This window comes from Paenibacillus piscarius (assembly GCF_022234545.1).
Lineage (GTDB): Bacteria > Bacillota > Bacilli > Paenibacillales > Paenibacillaceae > Paenibacillus_AQ > Paenibacillus_AQ piscarius.
Genome location: NZ_JAIEUI010000001.1, coordinates 160,294 through 178,403, shown reverse-complemented (window position 1 = coordinate 178,403; position 18,110 = coordinate 160,294). Strand labels below are relative to the sequence as shown.

12 protein-coding genes are annotated in these 18,110 nt (G+C 55.8%); 1 reads left to right on the top strand and 11 read right to left on the bottom strand.

The window, feature by feature from the left end:
* Positions 1-19: 19 nt before the first annotated feature.
* The 10 genes from K1558_RS00765 to K1558_RS00720 all read right to left on the bottom strand — a co-directional run bounded on the left by K1558_RS00765 (position 20) and on the right by K1558_RS00720 (position 14,593).
* Positions 20-1,540, bottom strand: coding sequence for a response regulator transcription factor (locus K1558_RS00765; RefSeq protein WP_238649470.1), 1,521 nt, complete (start codon positions 1,538-1,540; stop codon positions 20-22).
* Complete coding sequence (locus K1558_RS00760) at positions 1,533-3,341, bottom strand: sensor histidine kinase (protein WP_238649469.1); 1,809 nt, start codon at positions 3,339-3,341, stop codon at positions 1,533-1,535. Before K1558_RS00760 ends, K1558_RS00765 begins: the two co-directional genes overlap by 8 nt.
* A 21-nt stretch (positions 3,342-3,362) precedes the next feature.
* Complete coding sequence (locus K1558_RS00755; protein WP_238649468.1) at positions 3,363-4,901, bottom strand: response regulator transcription factor; 1,539 nt, start codon at positions 4,899-4,901, stop codon at positions 3,363-3,365.
* A 145-nt stretch (positions 4,902-5,046) separates the two neighbouring features.
* Complete coding sequence (locus K1558_RS00750; RefSeq protein WP_238649467.1) at positions 5,047-5,958, bottom strand: carbohydrate ABC transporter permease; 912 nt, start codon at positions 5,956-5,958, stop codon at positions 5,047-5,049.
* Between the two features lie 15 nt (positions 5,959-5,973).
* Complete coding sequence (locus K1558_RS00745) at positions 5,974-6,960, bottom strand: ABC transporter permease (protein ID WP_238649466.1); 987 nt, start codon at positions 6,958-6,960, stop codon at positions 5,974-5,976.
* Positions 6,961-7,056: 96 nt separating this feature from the next.
* Positions 7,057-8,751 carry a type 2 periplasmic-binding domain-containing protein gene (locus tag K1558_RS00740; protein WP_238649465.1) on the bottom strand — a complete coding sequence of 565 codons (1,695 nt, stop codon included), beginning with the start codon at positions 8,749-8,751 and terminating at the stop codon, positions 7,057-7,059.
* Positions 8,752-9,282: 531 nt separating this feature from the next.
* The gene (locus K1558_RS00735) at positions 9,283-11,529 is read right to left on the bottom strand and encodes a glycoside hydrolase family 95 protein (RefSeq protein WP_238649464.1); all 2,247 of its coding nucleotides are present in this window, start codon (positions 11,527-11,529) and stop codon (positions 9,283-9,285) included.
* 20 nt (positions 11,530-11,549) lie between these two features.
* Positions 11,550-12,569: a zinc-binding alcohol dehydrogenase family protein gene (locus K1558_RS00730; RefSeq protein WP_238649463.1), complete on the bottom strand. Its 1,020-nt coding sequence runs from the start codon at positions 12,567-12,569 to the stop codon at positions 11,550-11,552.
* Positions 12,569-13,528, bottom strand: a complete 960-nt coding sequence (locus K1558_RS00725) for an aldo/keto reductase (RefSeq protein ID WP_238649462.1) — start codon at positions 13,526-13,528, stop codon at positions 12,569-12,571. Before K1558_RS00725 ends, K1558_RS00730 begins: the two co-directional genes overlap by 1 nt.
* A gap of 213 nt (positions 13,529-13,741) precedes the next feature.
* Entirely contained in the window at positions 13,742-14,593 is an 852-nt protein-coding gene (locus K1558_RS00720) for an amidohydrolase family protein (protein ID WP_238649461.1), read from the bottom strand.
* An 86-nt stretch (positions 14,594-14,679) separates the two neighbouring features.
* Between K1558_RS00720 and K1558_RS00715 the strand changes: the two genes are divergently transcribed.
* Positions 14,680-15,594, top strand: coding sequence for an AraC family transcriptional regulator (locus tag K1558_RS00715; protein ID WP_238649460.1), 915 nt, complete (start codon positions 14,680-14,682; stop codon positions 15,592-15,594).
* A 55-nt stretch (positions 15,595-15,649) separates the two neighbouring features.
* Here K1558_RS00715 and K1558_RS00710 read toward each other — a convergent pair whose 3' ends face one another.
* Complete coding sequence (locus K1558_RS00710; protein WP_238649459.1) at positions 15,650-18,076, bottom strand: glycoside hydrolase family 31 protein; 2,427 nt, start codon at positions 18,074-18,076, stop codon at positions 15,650-15,652.
* Between the last annotated feature and the right edge of the window lie 34 nt (positions 18,077-18,110).

Here is an 18,110-nt window from a genome sequence, read left to right as displayed (position 1 = left end):
CTGAATAAATAAATGGACACTATTCTGTCCCGGCCCGGGCCTGTTCGCGGAACGCCACCGGCTTCATCGCCGTCCGCTTCTCGAACTCTCTTAAGAAATGATGATAGTGCACATAGCCCACACTCTCCATGATACTTCTTACGGTATCGCCGGTCTCCGTCAGCCGCTTCTTGGCGGCTTCAATCCGGAGATTATGGATATATTCCAGAATGCTGACCCCATGCTTCTTGATGAAGGCCTGGCCCAGATACACCGGATTGATGTAGAACTGCTCGGCAATTTCTTTTACCGTCAGATGCTTGGCATAATTGTCCCTCAGGAACCATTCAACCCGGGTCAGCGGATGCTCCGAGCTGCGTTCCTTATGCTGCCGGATGAAGTTCATGCAGTTCATCAGCACGGCCTGGACCGCCGCCTGAAGGGCTTCAAGCGATTTGGGCTCGGTTCTGAAAAAATCCAGCGGAGCGATCCGCTGCTCATCCGCTCCTCCGAATTCGTTCAGCAGCTCCATGCTTCTCAGCATAATATCCATACTGGTCATCTGGACCACGCCGGGTGCCGTCCGGTGCTCCCGGAATTCCCGGAACATCCCGCTCAAGAGCTCCAGCGCCTTCTGCTCATGCAGCCGTTCCACCTCGCTGATCAGTTCCAAGGTCTGCTCTGCTGAAGACATGATATAGCCCTGCTGCCCGGCAGCTTCGCCGCCTGTCTTCACCGGACCGCTGCTCTCCGCATAGAAATACTGGCGGGCGGCGGCCCCGGCGGCCTCCCGGTAGGACACAGGCAGCTCGCGCAGCGAACGTACACTTGGCCCGATGCTCACCGAGCCCTTGCCCCCCTCCCGGTTCAGCATCGTATCGATCTGCTCCGCCAGTCCGGCAGTATCTGCCGTACTCTCCACAACCAGTCCGGCCTGATTGCCGGCCAGATCAATGAACAACGCGCCGGCCGGACCCGCCAGCTCACGGCATAGCGCAGACACATATCCGCCGGGACCCTCCACATGCAGATAGGTCCAGCCCGCTGAGGCCTCATCCAGCCGGTCCATCTGCTCCGCTGCCTCCTCCTCCGGCTCGGCCGGATGGCCTTCAAGCATCCGGGCAATGGCCAGCGGCAGCAGCCGGCTAGCCATCAGCCTCTGCTGCAGCTTCTGCCTCAGGCTCAGCTCCAGCTCATCCGTAATGTCCGCAAGCACCTTATCCCATTCCGCATCCGGAACCGGCTTCAGCAGATAGTGTCTGACGCCGTAACGGATCGCTGTTCTGGCATATTCAAATTCACCGTAGCCGCTGAGCACGATGAAGACAGGCTGCTCCATTTCAAGTGCGCGTACGCGCCGGATCAGCTCCAGCCCGTCAATCTCAGGCATACGGATATCGGTAATTACCAGGTCGGGCGCATGCTCCACAATCGCAGCCAGCGCCTCCTCCCCGTTCTCACAGGCTCCGCAGATCTCGAAGCCCAGCTCTTCCCAGTCTGTCTGCATCCGCAGGCCCTCTAACGCAATCGTTTCATCGTCCGCCAAAACCACTTTATACATGAGATTCCTCCACTTCAGGAACCAGGCTCAGGTCATCCGGGATATGGATGGTGATTACAGTCCGTTCATATTCGGTGCTCTCTATGCTGAAGGTGGCTTTGCCGTTAAAATACAGCATCAAGCGTTTATATACATTGCGCAGCCCGACATTTTTACCTGAATCCTGTTCCGTGTCCAGATGATTTAAGATCCATTCCAGCTTATCCTTCTCAATCCCCTTGCCGTTGTCAGCCACCCTGATCAGCAGTCCGGAATCAGCCCGTGCTGCCGATACCTGAATAGTTCTGGCCCATTTGACCGACTGCAGGCCATGCTTGCAGGAATTCTCCACCAGCGCCTGTATGCTCATCTTCGGAATCCGGTATTTCAGCACCGCAGGGTCAATCTCAAGCTCATAGGAGAACCGGCTCTGGAAACGGAATTTCTCGATCTGCAGATACATCTCGATGAACGAGATCTCCTCCTCCACCGTGATCAGATCATCCTTCCAGCTCAGCAGCCTGCGCATAATCAGCGCCAGATTGCGGATGACATCAGTCACTTCTTCATATTTGTATTTCTTGCAAATGACGAGAATGGCGTTCAGTGTATTGAAGAGGAAATGAGGGTCGACCTGGCTCTCCAGATACTTCAGCTCCGCCCGCACGCGCTCCAGATCCAGATCCTTCTTCTGAATTTCCAGCTTGTACACGTCATTGATCAGATTGCGGATTTTGCCGGTCATCAGATTGAAGCTGCGGATCAGCCCGCCGATTTCGTCCTTCCCCTCATAGATGTCAATATTCTCGAACTGTTCATACTTGACCAGCTTCATATGCTTATAGAGCAGTCTTACCCGCAGATTATAAGAACGGATCACCACCATCATCAGTAAGGTAGGGATGATCGTGGTACATAGGGCAAGGATCAGCGACAACCGCAGCGCCCGGCTCATCTCATGATTTATCTTCCGTCCCTCCGGCATTCCCACGAGCCGCCAGCCTTCGGTGAAGGTAGCGCCGCTCAGCGGACGGATAATCTGATTGGACTGCTGTCCCAGACTGGTGTCTGTCTTCAGCAAGGCGTTCGCATCCAGAGAGGAGTAGGAGCGGTCGGAAGCCAGCACCACGCGGTTCTGCTCATCCAGCAGCTTGAATCCCAGGTAGTCGCGCTCCTTCCCGAACAGCGCCTGCATGCTGCTCAGCCGCAGATCAATCCGCAGATATTTGGTGTAGGGCTGTCCCGAGAAATTATCCAGCTTGCGGATGACACTCACGAAGATCTCCTGTTGCGGCGGATTCAGCGGATTCGTTCCCTGATAGGAGGTCAACAGCACATTATCTGAACTGCCGGAGATTTTGCGGTACCATTCACTGTTCTTATCCGCATCTGACAGAATGGAGTAACTGCTGCCGTTCTGGATCGTCGGATTAGAGGTGTAGATGCCCATGAAATAGATATAGGAATGCAGGTTGCTGTACTGCCGCAGCTTATCCTTCAGCGAATCATTGTAGGCATCATAATACGCCTCGTTATCCGGGTAATTGTAATCCATCATCTCCAAGAAGGGGCGGTCCGCGGCAACCGTATTGCTGATCGCCACGCATTCGTTCACAATCTGCATCAGGTCATAGGCCACACGGTCCACCGAGATCTCAAGGTTCTCCCGCTCCCGCGCCTCCACACTCCGGCTGATCTGCACGTAGAACAGGGCGTTGATGACGAGAATGGGAACGAGCACACACATTAAATAGATGAACAGAAACTTGTATTTCAGCGGAACATCATTGATGAAGGCAGAGGGCTTCCTTGGTTCCTTCATGCCAGTCCCCTCCCCTTATGTCTAACTCTTCTTATATACTGAAGGCGTGACTCCGTTAAGTGCCTTGAACTTGGCGGCGAACACATCAGCGTCCGAATAGCCGACCCTGCTTGCGACATCTGCGACCCCCAGCTCGGTGCGGCGCAGCAGCTTCTTGGCTTCTTCAATGCGGAATTCATGGAGATAGTCGTTAAAAGAGCTGCCGTAATGCTTCCTGAATCGCTGCCCCAGATAAGCCGAGTTAACATGCAGCGATTTCGCGATATCCTGCAGCTTCAGCTTCTCCTGATAATGCTCCCGGATGTATGCGGTCACCGCAGGCATCATCCGGTCCTCCCCGGCAGCCTCAGCGGCTGCGGCAAACCATACTGCCGCCTCACCCAGTTCCTCTTCTGTCTGCCGCTCCAGGTGCGGCAGACAGGCGGCGGTATAGCGGGGCGGAAACCATTTCTCCGCCCATACGGCCGAGTCTCCTCCCCGGACAGCAATCTCACGGAGCAGCTCGGCCTTGATATTAGCCAGAAAGCCGTCGATCCAGGCGCTCGAAGCTACTTCTGCGGCGAAGATGTTGAACACATCGCGCAGCCTTGCGCTGAGCTGCTCCGGACTGCCCCCGGTAACTGCCGCAAGCAGCGAGCTTCGCAGCTCCGCCGGAAGCCTTGCCATCCGGCTCTTCTCCGGCTCCTGAAAGAAGCAGGCGGCTTCACCGCTGCCGGCCTCCTTAGAACAGCATTCGGCAGCCAACGCCTCGTGATAGGCCGTGTTCAGCGAATCCGTGCCCAGGTGCTGCCTGCTGGCTGTGAACTGGACCGGCGAATCATAGAGCGGACGCATAGCCTCGATCCACCCGTTGACTGCAGCCGGATCAAGCGCCGGTCCTTCCGGCGGAGCCGCAAGCAGATAGCCATGCTTGCGGCTTCCGGCCGTGAACGGATAGGCGGTGATGCCGCGCAGCGCTTCCCGGCTGTTCACACTGGTGAGCCGGCTGCGCATTTGCGCACTGTCAGGCTGGGCCCCGTGAACCAGGACACAGCATAATCTTGAAGCTGGTGAGATGCCCAGCGCCTTCAGCCCGTCCGCCAGCGCTTCCGCCGTATTCTCCCGCATCAGCAGCCTGGCTACCGTGTCCGCCTGCATCAGAGCCGCCAGAGCTTCGCGCCGCGTTGAGCTTTTGCGTTCCTGTTCGATATTTTCTTTTACAATCTGCAGCGCCTCCGTCAGCTCCCGCTCATCCAGCGGCTTGGTCAGATAATTGGACACCCCGTATTTCAGCGCCCGCTTGGCATATTCGAAGTCGGCATAGCCGCTGAAGATAATGAATTTGGGCCGCAGACCGCTCTCATATTCGGACGCTCTTCTTATCAGTTCAAGGCCGTCAATAACCGGCATACGCACATCGGTAATCACCAGATCGGGCCGCTTGTTCTCAATCAGCTGCAGCGCATCCTCGCCATCCAGCGCTTCACCGCAGATTTCAAACTCTAATTCATCCCAGTCCACCAGAAACCGCAGCCCTTCCAGCATGAGCGGCTCGTCATCAGCAAACAGTACTTTCAGCATCGGATTCACCATCTTTGATTAAGATTCCTGATTCTCTCCGGCTCCCCTGTAATGGAACAGGAGAAACCGCTCCGGCTGCACCCGGAACGGTTATAGTATACCTATATCGCTATCTCATTCCTCATGTGATTCCCTGAGTGGATAATTATTCCTTCACACTGCCCAGGTTCAATCCTACCACGAAATACTTCTGCAAGAAAGGATACACGAACAGGATCGGCACAGCGGTAACGATGGTGATCGCAGAACGGATGGAAGCCGGGGTGACCATTGCCTGCGTCTGATTGTTCTGTCCTCCAGCCAGCATGGACGGGTCGTTGTTCGTGCTCATTGTGGAGCCCAGGAGCTTCATCATTTCATATTGCAGGGTGCTCAGCTTGACATCCGAGGACGCATACAGGAACGTATCAAACCAGGCATTCCAAGAGCCGACGGCGATGAACAGGGCCACAGTAGCGAGTACAGGCGTACAGAGCGGGAAGATGATTTTCCAGAAAATCCGGAAGTCTCCTGCCCCGTCAATCTTCGCCGATTCGGTAAGACTGTAAGGAAGGCCGCGGATATACGTCCGCATAATAATCAGGTTGAACGCGCTGACCAGACTCGGCAGGATATAGACCATGAAGTTATGCAGGAGGCCCATATTCTTGATCAGGAAGTAGTTCGGAATCAGACCGGCGTTGAAGTACATGGTCAGAATGAACAGCAGGCCGATTTTTTTGCGGAAGACATACTGTGGCTGCGCCAGCGCATACGCCAGCATTGTGGTCAGGAACACACCGACCAGCGTCGATATAACGGTACGTGATACAGAGATAAAGGCGGCATGATAGATCGTTCCCGATACGAACACCGCTTTATAGTTCTCCATCGTCCACGCGCGGGGCCAGAGATATATTCCGCCTGCCAGCGTGTCACTGCCGTCATTGAGCGATACCGCCAGCGTGTGGAGGAAGGGATACAGGGTAACAGCAACCACAAAGAGCATAAACAGCGTGTTCAGTGTATGAAATACAACCGGCTCTACGCGGCTTGATCCTTTTGCTACAGCTTTCATAGGGCTTTCCTCCTTCTAGATTAACCGCTCTTCGCCGAGACGTTTGGCAGTGTAGTTGGCCATGAATACGAGTATGACACTGACGATGGTCTTGAAGATCCCTGCAGCCGTAGCCAGTGAATAGTTCCCCATAGAGATCCCGTACTTAATGACGAAGATGTCGATGGTCTGCGAATAGTCTATAGTAAGTCCGTTGCCCAGCAGATACTGAAGCTCAAAGCCGGCATCCAGAATATGTCCGATATTCATAATCAGCAGGATCACGAAGGTTGCTTTAATTCCCGGCAGGGTGACATAACGCATTTTCTGCATGCGCGTCGCACCGTCAATCGATGCCGCCTCGTACAGGGAAGGGTCAATGGAGGTAATCGCGGCCAGATAGATGATAGTGCCCCAGCCTACCTCTTTCCACACATTCGACGCTCCGACAATGCCCCAGAAATACTTGCCTTCACTGAGCCACATAATCGGTTCTTTGATCAGATGGAGCTTCATTAGAATAACGTTGACAATCCCGTCGTCAATCGACAGGGAGGTGGCCACGATTCCTGCTGCGATAACCCAGGACAGGAAGTGCGGCAGATAAGAGATGGACTGTACGATACGCTTGAAGAATTTGACCCGGATCTCATTGAGCAGCAGGGCCAGGCCAATCGCCGTCCCCGTGCCCAGCACCAGGTTGATGAAGCTCATGGCAATCGTATTGCGCAGCACGAGCAAGAAGGTGTCATCCGAGAACAGGAATTTGAACTGGTCGAAGCCTACCCATTCCTGCTGGCCGAACGGAAGTGCCGGACGGTAATTCTGGAAGGCCATAATCCAGCCCCAGATCGGAACATAGTTGAAAATAATAAGATAGATGGCAATTGGCACGGACATGAAAATGAGCTGCTTCTGTACCTTCAGCGTCTTCCAGCTGAGGCTCACACCGATTTCCGGATCGACTTTGCGTTTGCGGGTCTTCTGTTTCTTGACCTGTTTGTCCAGTACGGCATCAGACATGTAGTAATCCCTCCTGTGTAAATCGTTCTCTCCACTTTCTATTTAGGAAGAGCGGGAAATCTCATTTCCCGCTCTGCTTCAAGACGTACGTGCCGCTTATTTGACACTCCATTTTTCGATACGCTGCTGGATGCCTTCATTAATACGGTCTTCATAAGCCTTGATATCCAGCTTGTGGATTTTGTCTACATAATCCTGCCATACGGATTCGAATTCTGCCGGACTTGCCATAATGGCCTTAGGCAGATATTTCACCTGGAGGTCGTTCAGTTTGGACTGCGCAAGCTGGGCTGGCGAACCATCCTTCAGCACGATGGAGTAAGCCGGGAAGTAAATGTTGTTCTCTTTCGGTTCTTTGAAGAATTCAGACCACGATTTCTTGTTGTAGGCCTTCAGAATCTTCTGGTCGTACGGCTTCAGGCTGTCGAAGAATTCCTGTGGCTGTGTGCCTGCATCGGCAGCATTTCCGTCGCTGTACGTACCTTGAATCTTGGGCATATATCCGAACATACCCGAGATTTTGTTAGCTACCTGCCAGCTGGTCTGATCTGCATTCGCCCGTTGCTCAGGGGTGCGGTAGAAGGAGCCGTCGGCATTCACTTCATAATCCTCGCCTTTCACGCCCCACTGCAGGGTCTTCTGCCAATCCTCGGTAATCATCTTATCCCAGAACTTGATAATGCGGACAGGGTCCTTGGCCTTGATCGAAATCCCGAAGCCGCGGTTGGTTCCGACTGCTCCACGGTCACGGTACCATTCCTCATAGCCCGGATAGAGCAGCGGGAAGCCGATGTAGGTATCTTCCATTTTGCCCTGGGAGATCAGGGATTTCTCGCCGTCCTGGAAGTTCCAGTGCTGGTCGAACATACCGACAACCTTGCCGCTTGCCACCTTGGCCAGATACTGGTCATAGTTCTGTACGAAGGCTTCCTTATCCATCAGGCCTTGGGCATTAATCTCGTTCAGCTTCTTATAGTAAGTCTTGGAGATATCCTTGTCGGCAAAAATCTGTGCTACATTGTTATCTACAATCACCGCTCCGTCATTCGGATGTCCCGACAGATGCTCAGGTGCATTCTGCAACGGGAACACACGCCAGTCGAAGTTGAGTGATTCAAACCCGATGACTTCCGGGTGTTTCTCTTTATATTTGGCAATAATATCGAAATACTCATCCAGGGTCTTAGGCGTTGGGTAGCCCATTTCCTCCAGGACCTTCTTTTGCAGCCAGAAGCCTGGTCCCTGGTAAGTCGGTTCAGTGATTTTACCCTGATACACGCCGTAGCTTGGGAGTACATAGATGTGGCCGTCGCTCTCGTCCTTGATCTGGTTCCACACGGCCGCGTAGTGCTTCTTGAGGTTCGGTGCGTATTTCTCAATCAGATCTTCGAGCGGGATATATGCCTTAGCATTGATCAGTTTGTCGTCCCCGGACATAATGTCCGGATAGTCGCCACCGGCGATCATGACGCCCAGCTTCTGCTGCAGGTCGCCGACCAGGAATTCCTGGTTGAAGGTGATGCCGGTCTCATCTTTGATCAGCTTAAGAATCTTGTTGTCCGGTGTAGGCTGCTGCCCTGGACCGTTCATGAATACGGAGAATGTTACCGGAGCGTTCTCGTCCCCGGCTGCGGCCGGAGTGGCGTTGCCCCCGCTTGCTGCGTTCTTGCCGCCGGCGTCACCGCCGGTGTTGCTGTTGTTGCTGCCGGAACCGCAGCCTGTAAGTGCCAGTGTGAGTGCCAGTACACCGGCTGCGGCGGCCTGGGCGGAACGTTTTGCAGATTTGTGCATGTTGTTATGCCTCCCCTTTTTGGCTAATGCTTATGCTTCTAACATCTCCTGGTGACAACTCTAATTATACGTTTTCAGAATACGCTTACAATTCATAAACTATAGGTCTTCCCCCCTGAAAAATCGATAAAAGAAAACGGTTACTTGCGGATTGGCAGCGGAGTTGCCGTTGTGGGTGGGGTGGGGCCGTGGAGTGGCGGCGCACTGACTTACCTGCCAACCCACGCGCCGCTCCCGGTCCAATTGTGATCGGTTTTTCGATTACATTTGGCCTACGTGCCGCTCCCGGTCCGATTGTGATCGGTTTTTCGATTACATTTGGCCTACGTGCCGCTCCTGGTCCGATTGTGATCGGTTTTTCGATTACATTTGGCCTACGTGCCGCCCCCGGTCCGATTGTGATCGGTTTTCCGCATACATTTGGCCACACTCGACGTTCTAGCTAACCACACCAAAAAGGATTGGCGCAAATACGCCAATCCTACATAACTATATTATCCTATTCGTCAACTAGCTAACCTATATGTTACTCTACCCGGTGAAAGAGTACGAGCTTCCCGCTTCACCTGCGAACGATACCGGTGCAAGTCCCGGGCCCTCCAGGCGGCAGGGGCCGGATACCGTACAAGTAACCACTACTTCAGTAACAAGTCCACCCGTCCAGGTGAAGTCCAGCGTATAGCCGCCTCTGGCCCGCAGGCCGCGGACGCTGCCCTCGCTCCAGCTTGACGGCAGGGCAGGCAGCAGCTGAATCACCTCCGTGTGACTCTGCAGCAGCATCTCGGCAATGCCTGCGGTGCCGCCGAAGTTACCGTCAATCTGGAACGGCGGATGGTTGTCGAACAGATTCGGCAGCGTGGAATGCTCCAGCAGCGCCCGCACATTCGTATAGGCCTTGCCTTCATCCTGCAAACGCGCCCAGAAGTTGATGATCCAGGCCCGGCTCCAGCCGGTATGTCCGCCGCCGCTGGCCAACCTGCGCTCCAGTGTTGTGCGAGCTGCTGTTGCCAGCTCTGGTGTACCCTGGACCGTGAACGCATCTCCGGGATACAAGGCGAAGAGATGGGAGATATGGCGGTGTCCCGGCTCGACCTCCTCGTAATCCTCCATCCACTCCTGAATCTGCCCGTATTTGCCGATCTTCGGCTCCGGCAGCCGGCCCAGTGCCGCAAGAAGCTGTTCGCGGAATACCTCGTCCCGGCCGATAATCTCCGAGCTCTGCACACAGGCGTTGAACAGAGCTCCAATAATCTGGAAGTCCATCGAGGCTCCGGCGCACAACACACCGGATTCCCCGCCAGGCAGCTGATACGTGTTCTCCGGCGAGACGGACGGGCAGGTAATCAGCTGCCCCGATTCATCTTCAATGAGATAATCGAGCAGGAACTGTGCGGCCTCCTTCATCGTGTCGTAGACCTGGGCCAGATAGTAGCGGTCCTGGCTGAACCGGTAGTGCTCCCACAGATGCAGGCAGAGCCAAGCTGCGCCCAGCGGCCAGAAGGAGGCTGGCAGATAGGTATCCTGCGGAGCCGTATCCGCCCAGATATCCGTATTATGGTGGGCCGTGAAGCCGCCACAGCCATACATCACCTTAGCCGTCACCCGGCCCGGCTCACGCAGCCGCTCGATCAGATCGAACAGCGGCTCATGGCATTCGGCCAGATTGCAGATTTCGGCAGGCCAGTAGTTCATCTGCGCGTTAATATTGATCGTGAATTTGCTGTCCCAGGCCGGGGTGAAGCTGTCATTCCAGATGCCCTGCAGATTCGCAGGCAACGAGCCGGGACGGCTGGAGGCGATCAGCAAATAACGGCCATATTGGAAATAAGTCGAGATCAGCCCGTGATCCTCTTCCCCCTGACGGAACCTGTTCAGCCGTTCACTGGTCGGCAGTCCGCTCCGCTCCGGGTTCTCCGGCAGCGTCAGTGCAACCCGGCCGAACAAGCTGCGGTAATCCGCGATATGGCGGGCCAGCAGCTCCTCATAAGGTACCGAACTTAGCGCCTCCAGCTGCCGCTTGGCATGGAGCGCCGGATCAGGCTGGCGGAAGGTAGTTCCCGCAGCCAGCAGCAGAGTTACTGAGCTGGCTCCCTCCACCAGCAGATGCTCACCCAGTGTACGGGTGGTTCCGTCTTCGGCAACCGCCCGCAGCACGGCAGCAAATGTACTGCCGCCTTGGCCGCCGCATTCGCCGTTCATCACCAGTCCGCTGTCCTGCCACTTCTCTGTCTTCTCAAGCATTCTCCAGTTCTGGCGGTTGAACCTGGCCTTCAGGGAGATGCCGTGCTTCCGGTCCGAGGTAATCCGCACCACGATGGCCTGATCCGGGTAGCTGGCAAAGAGCTCACGGGTATAGCTTACACCGCCAGTTATATAGCTCACCCGGGATACGCCGCGGTCCAGATCCAGCTCCCGGCTATACTCTTCCACTGGCTGTCCATGTCCGCCGAACGACAGCAGCAGATCGCCAAGCGGCAGATAATGGCGCTGCGCTTCCGGCAGGCCCGTCATCGTCATCGCCGCCAGCTCCTCCGCCTCTCTCAGCTTGCCTTCCAGAATTAGCTGGCGGAGCTTCGGCAGGTTTGGCAGCGCATCTTCGTTGTTGCGGTCACGCGGACCTCCGTACCACACAGAATCCTCATTAAGCTGGAGCTTTTCCTCTGCCGCCCGGCCGAAGATCATGGCCCCGAGCCGGCCGTTGCCGATCGGCAGTGCCTCATTCCAGTTCTGTGCCGGCTCACTGTACCATAACCGCTGGCTGTGTTCCTTGCTTGTCATCGTTGCTCGCTCCTTCGCAGTTAATTCAGCTCAACCAGTGCTTTGATCACCTTCGTTTCAGGATTCAGCCAGCTCTCAAACTTACCGATCATCTCTCCGAACGGGCTGCGGTGGGAAATATAACGGTCCACATCAATATAACCGTCCCTAATGGCGCTAATCACCCGTTCAAAATCCTCGCGGGTCGCATTTCTGCTCCCCTGCACCGTCATCTCGCGGGCATGAAAATCGGGGTCACTAAAGGTAATATTGCCTTTGACCAATCCGACATAAGTCAGTGTGCCGCCATGGCCGACCAGTCCGAAGGCACCTTCCATAGAAGAGATGTTCCCGGTGGAATCAATGACATGCGGCAGGAAGTTACCGTCTGTCAGTGCCGACAGCTGCTCCTTCGGCTCTTTCAAGGCGCTTACCGTGTGCTCCGCCTGCGCCCAGCCCTTGCAGAAGGCCAGACGTTCGTCATTGACATCCATCGCAATGACCTTTGCCCCGGCGTACCGGGCCATGGCCATCACGCCAAGTCCGATCGGGCCAGCGCCGATCACCAGCACCTGATCCCCGGCACTGATGCCTGAGCGCCGGACCGCATGGGCACCGATTGCCAGCGGCTCCAGCATGGCCGCCTGATCCAGCGTCAGCCCGTCTGTCTTCAGCAGATTGCCTACAGGCAGGCTCACCCGTTCCCGCATTCCGCCATCCAGGTGAACACCGAACACTCTCATTTTCTGGCAGCAATTCGTTTTGCCGCTCAGACAGGCCCGGCACTCCCCGCAATGCAGATAGGGAATGACACTGACCTGATCCCCTACGCGCAGCCCTTGCGGATTGTCGCCAATACGCTCAATGATCCCGGACAGCTCATGTCCCAGCACACGCGGATAAGTGAAATAAGGCTGGTTCCCCCGGTAGGCGTGCAGGTCTGTCCCGCAGATCCCGATGCGGCGGATGCTTACAATCGCTTCCCCTTCCCGCAGCTCCGGCTCCGGCAGATCCTCGCGGAATACGAACTTTCCGACTTCCTCACAAATAATTCCCTTCATTATATATGCCCCCCGTTCCGGACCGAATCTTCATTCCATTCTGCCCGGCCGCTCGGCCAGGAGGCCCCATCAATCGGCTTCAGAATATCGCGCACTTCTGCCAGTAATTGTTCATTGATCGGCTCTTCGGTCCACTTAATATTGTTGCGGATATTAGCCGGTGTCGCCGTGCTGACCAGGGTGGTTGGAATCTGCTCATTTGCGGTAGAGAACTGGACGGCCAGCTTGGCAATATCCTCTCCCTTGTCTCTGCAATATTCAGCAGCACGCTGACAGGCGGCTTGAATCTCGGCACTCGCCGGATGCCAGTCCGGTACCTTGCGGTTGCTGAGCAGCCCCATCGAGATCGGCGACGCATTCATCAGCCCTGTTCCGGTTTCTTCCAGCAAGGGCAGGAGCCGCAGCAGCGTGGTATCGTTGAGCGAATAATGGCAATAGGACAGAATGACATCCAGCCTGGTCTGCGGCAGCACCATCTCGAACACACTCAGCGGCAGGCCGCTGATGCCGGAGTAGCGGATTTTACCCGCCTGCTTCAGCTCTTCCAGCGCGGGAATGCCCTCCTCCATTACCTGCTCCATGGAACCGAATTCAACATCATGCAGCAGCAGAATATCCAGGTAATCCGTGCCCAGGCGGCCCATGCTCTCTTCCGCACTGCGGATGATCCGCTCTCTGGAGAAGTCGAATTCATCTGATCCGTAACGTCCGGCCTTGGTGCTCAGAATATATTTGTCACGCGGTACCGTCTTCAGCGCCTCGCCCAGCACCGTTTCCGCTTTCATCAGGCCGTAGTATGGGGAGACGTCAATGAGGTTGATCCCCAGATCAATCGCCGTATGAACCGTAAGAATCGCCTCATCCTTCGGTACCTCCCGGAACACGCTGCCCAGTGAAGAGGCCCCGAAGCTTAATGCCGAGACTTCAAGCCCCGTATTGCCCAGCTGTCTGTATTTCATATTGCTCAACCTCCTATAGTTTATGAATCTTTATAAGCCGCACTTAAGATTGAAACTTGAGGCGTAATCGTCACTGCGGTGAACATTTGGACTTCCGGTCGCTGTTGTCCCCAGATTTTATTGATTCTCCTTTGCGGTGAAAATCCGGTGACAAAGGCGAACGCTACCGCTCCTCCAGTTCCAAAATTCCCCTCCGTTCCTTCACGCTTTCTGTTACTTACCTAAGTGCTGCTGATCTAGCTTATAAAATCTAGCCGCATTCGCTCCAAACACCGGCTCCATCTCTTCCGCTGACAAACGGCCCTGCAAGGCATTGCGAAGAATCTCTATAACCTCATCGTAGGTTGCCGCCATCAGGCATACCGGCCAGTCGCTGCCGAACATCACCCGCTCCGGTCCGAACAGCTCCAGCACAGCATGAATGTAAGCCGTGAAATCCTCCTGCGTCCAGCCCTGCGGATCCGCCTCCGTTACCATCCCAGACAGCTTGCAGTATATCCCGGGATGTCCCGCAACCTCTGCCATCCGGCTTCTCCACGGCTCTAAGCTGCCCGATGCAATCGGAGGCTTGGCCAAATGGTCGATAACGCCCCGCAGGCCCGGAACCTGCTTCAGCATCGCAATGAGCTGCGGAAGCTGATGGTCAAGCACCAGCAGGTCCACCGGCACATCCCGCTCCGCAAGATATGAGAGCGCTTCTATATAAGGCCGGGTTAACAGCACGCCGGGGTCTGCCATCTCCTGAATCATCACCCGCAGCCCGGTGAACTTCGGATGCTTGCTCAGACGCTCGAATTCGGCCTGGAAGGAAGGGCTTGCAAGATCCAGCCAGCCGACAACGCCTGCCACGGAATCCGCCTTCTCGCTCAGTTCCAGAATATATTCCGTCTCCTCCACCGTAGGCGCAGCCTGGACCACAATCGTATGGCTGACCCCGTGCTTCTGTAGCTCCGGCTCCAGATCAGCGGGCAGATAATCCCGGAACAGCACCGGAATCTCCGGCGTAATCCAGCCGTAATCGTCCCTCTCAATCTTCCAGTAATGCTGGTGAGCATCAATATACATGATAACGCCTCCATTCCACCTTATTTTATACATCCGATTAAGGAATAAAAATAGCGAAAACAAACAAATCTATACCTTATTTTGATATGATACAGAGAGGATTCACAGGTCTGCCCAAGGAGGAGAATATCATCGGACCGATCACCAAGCATTTTGACAATCAAGGGCCCTTCTCCCTGCTGCTGGACTATAAGGAGACGAAAAGCCCGCAGCGCGAGCTTCCCGACCACCAGCATGACTGGTACGAATTCATATACGTATATGGAGGCAAAGGCAGCTTCTTCATCGACCAGACCTTCTACGAGATGAGCCAGGGCGACATTATTGTCGTTCCCGGCAATACGGTGCACCGGGGGTTCCCCGATAGCGAGGAGCCGGTGACCTCTTCTGCGGTCTTTTTCAGCCCGAATCTGCTTCAGCATCCATCCTACGGCGAGCCTTATGCTTATCTGAAGCTGTTCGACGCCGCCAAGACGAGCAAGCAATACAAGTATACCCTGCCGCCCGAACATGCCACAATTATACAAAAGGATATCGACGCCCTTCACACGGAACGCGGTGAGAACCGCCCGGATGGCGGACAGGCGCTGACCCTGCTGCTCCAGCTCACGCTGCTGCACCTGAACCGCTACTGCCTGCCGCAGGCCGCCGGTCCGGTGGACGTCAATCTGTCGCTGCCGGACTGGTTCCGCGAGGCGCTGGCCTTTATTGACGGCCATCTGCATCAGCCGCTGGAGCTGGCTCAGCTTGCAGGACGGGCGAATATCTCTCCAGCCCACTTCAGTCGGGTCTTCAAACAGCGGCTAGGGATGAATGTGACAGATTATATTGCGACGAAGCGGATTTTTGCCGCCAAGGACAGGCTGCTGCAATCCAGCGGCACGATCGAGCAGATCGCCATGGCCTGCGGCTTCGAGAGTATGCCCCACTTCTACCGCACCTTCAAAAAGATCACCCGGATGACCCCCGCCGCCTACCGGAGGAACAGCCGCACGCATTAAGTTATCCATACCAAGCGGCCTGGGCTTTGCGGAAGCAAGCCGCCGCTGCCCCGGCTTAGAGGTGCAGATCCGCTTCGCGGACCGTCACAGCTTCCCCGCTGTAGGTCACTGCACAGCTTCCGGCCTGCCCGGCGATCTCTACCGCAAATTGCCGTACGGCCGGCATTCCCTCATAACGCCCTTCCCGCTCCCCGATGGTCAGGCTGCGGTCCGCCTCGGACCACTTGAGCGTAATCATGGAACTGGAGCCGCTCTCGTAATTGTAGTTATCCCCTTCATCCTCATAGAGGGTGAAGGCAGTGTCCTTACCGCTGTACACCTTCAGAGAGATCACAGCATCCGGCTGCTCATCTGTATATTGTGTCTCCGGACCGGCCGGCACAATCGACCCGGCACGGACGAACAGCGGCAGCGTCGCAAGGTCCGCTCTGGCTTCAATGACCTGACCGCCAGCCAGGCGTTCATCGGTCCAATAATCGTACCATTCCCCTTCAGGAAGGTAGACGCTGCGCTGCTTGCGGATCCCTTCAAGCTCACGGGAGCCGGGGCCATAATACATGGCTTCCGTGACGGGGGCCACCATGAAGGCCGGCCCGAACATGAACTGGTCCCCGATGTCATGGACACGGGTATCTTCCCGGTAGTCGAAGGCCAGAGCGCGGAGCATCGTATAGCTGTGGTGTGCAACCGCACCAGCCAGCGAATAGATGTACGGCATCAGCCGGTAACGGAGCTTCAGATATTTCACCAGGGTATCATACATCAGCTCGCCCTCCTGGCCGAACTGCCAGATCTCCCTTGGCGTATCGGTGCCGTGGGAACGGAACATTGGCAGGAACGCACCCAACTGGAACCATCGCACATACAGCTCGCGGTAGCCGAGATCGGCAACCCCTTCGTTATAGTCCCCGTTCCAGAACCATTGCTCCTTGTGCTTCTGCACGAAGAAAGCGCCGATGTCCAGAGTCCAGTACGGCGAACCGGTTACACAGAAGTTCAATCCGTCAGCAATCTGCCTGCGCAGCGTCTCCCAATTGGCGGCGGTATCTCCTGACCACGTGATGGTAGCATACCGGTGCTGTCCGGCATAAGCGGAACGCGTCAGATTGATAACCCGCTTGTCTGAGGTCACCGCGCGCTGGCCTTCATAGATGCCTTTGGAATGCTGCATTGAATAAGCATTGATCAGCCCCGGATCGAGATACCGCTTCGACTCCGCCGTGTTAATCAGCATCCGCTGCTCCGGCTCCGGCTTCACTGCCCCCTTCCAGTCCGCCTCGAACGGCTCGGTGCAGTCGCACCACCACGCATCGATGCCATGAGCGAACAGCCCTTCATTCGCCTGCTTCCAGTACAGCGCCCGGGCCTCTTCCGAGAAGGCATCATAGGTCGCCTGATTGCCGAGCAGGAAGCCGCCCGCCTTCATCTCCTCATGGTTGTCCCCGCCCGCGCCCATAATCGGCCAGATCGAGACCATAAGCTTGGCATTCATGGCATGGAGGCGTTCCATCATCTGCGCAGGATCCGGAAAGCGTTCGGGATCAAACGTTTTTTGCCCCCACAGGTTGCCTGTCCAGGACTGCCAGTCGAGCACAATCCCATCGAGCGGAAGCGCGCGTTCACGGTATTCCTGCACGATGTCAATCAGTTCCTGCTGAGAGATATATCGCTCCTTGGACTGCACGTATCCGAAGGACCACTTCGGCAGCATCGGCGCTTCCCCGGTCAGGTAGCGGATTCCTGCTGTAATCTGGTCGAATTCCGGTCCGTAAATGAAGTAATAATCCATCTCCTCATCAGCATCGCTCCAGAGATACGAGCCGAAGGCATCATCGTGGAAGGTCATATAAGATCCGGAATCTACGAGAATTCCATAGCCGCGCGTAGAGACGAGGACCGGAACAACCGCCTTCATATTCTGCTGGTACAGGTACTGATGCTTGCCCCGGAGGTTCATCATCCCCTCTTCATGGGAGCCGAGCCCATACAGGGCTTCACCCTCCTGCCACTCGAATTCCAGCTTCGTATGAAAAGCCTCCCGCACAAGCCTCCGGCTTACACCTTCGGCCCTGGCCCGCAGCCCGTCCGCTCCCTGCCCGGTCTCTACCGCATCAGCATCCGCATCGAATACGGTGCGGTAGATTTCTGTACGCTCCAGCGTCTTGCCGCCTCTTCCCGGCTCCCGGGTCAGCAGCCTGCCGTCTGCGTCTCTGTAGCTGAAGGCACAGGTCGCTTTGTCCACCTGGATGCTCAGCCGCGCGGTTGCAATTTCCACGGAGCCGCCCAGGTCGGTCACCTTATATTCTATTGCCTCCGCATCCGGCCGGCTCACTACCATCAGGCTCTCTTTACCGCTAAACTCCGCATTCAACGTATACCGGATTCTGGCAATGCCCGGCGTACACCAGTCAATCTGCATCAGTCCCTCTGTCGTCTCCAGCCTGATCCCGTCCTTGCCGGAATGTATCTGCTTCAATTCCACAATGTATCCACCCTTCATTATGACTTCTGATAGC

What these genes read in the sequence shown, in the direction of transcription:
- K1558_RS00715 (WP_238649460.1), top strand. Translation starts at nt 14,680, where the DNA reads ATGATACAGAGAGGATTCACAGGTCTGCCCAAGGAGGAGAATATCATC.
- K1558_RS00720 (WP_238649461.1), bottom strand. Translation starts at nt 14,593, where the DNA reads ATGTATATTGATGCTCACCAGCATTACTGGAAGATTGAGAGGGACGAT.
- K1558_RS00735 (WP_238649464.1), bottom strand. Translation starts at nt 11,529, where the DNA reads ATGACAAGCAAGGAACACAGCCAGCGGTTATGGTACAGTGAGCCGGCA.
- K1558_RS00740 (WP_238649465.1), bottom strand. Translation starts at nt 8,751, where the DNA reads ATGCACAAATCTGCAAAACGTTCCGCCCAGGCCGCCGCAGCCGGTGTA.
- K1558_RS00760 (WP_238649469.1), bottom strand. Translation starts at nt 3,341, where the DNA reads ATGAAGGAACCAAGGAAGCCCTCTGCCTTCATCAATGATGTTCCGCTG.
- K1558_RS00730 (WP_238649463.1), bottom strand. Translation starts at nt 12,569, where the DNA reads ATGAAGGGAATTATTTGTGAGGAAGTCGGAAAGTTCGTATTCCGCGAG.
- K1558_RS00750 (WP_238649467.1), bottom strand. Translation starts at nt 5,958, where the DNA reads ATGAAAGCTGTAGCAAAAGGATCAAGCCGCGTAGAGCCGGTTGTATTT.
- K1558_RS00745 (WP_238649466.1), bottom strand. Translation starts at nt 6,960, where the DNA reads ATGTCTGATGCCGTACTGGACAAACAGGTCAAGAAACAGAAGACCCGC.
- K1558_RS00765 (WP_238649470.1), bottom strand. Translation starts at nt 1,540, where the DNA reads ATGTATAAAGTGGTTTTGGCGGACGATGAAACGATTGCGTTAGAGGGC.
- K1558_RS00755 (WP_238649468.1), bottom strand. Translation starts at nt 4,901, where the DNA reads ATGCTGAAAGTACTGTTTGCTGATGACGAGCCGCTCATGCTGGAAGGG.
- K1558_RS00725 (WP_238649462.1), bottom strand. Translation starts at nt 13,528, where the DNA reads ATGAAATACAGACAGCTGGGCAATACGGGGCTTGAAGTCTCGGCATTA.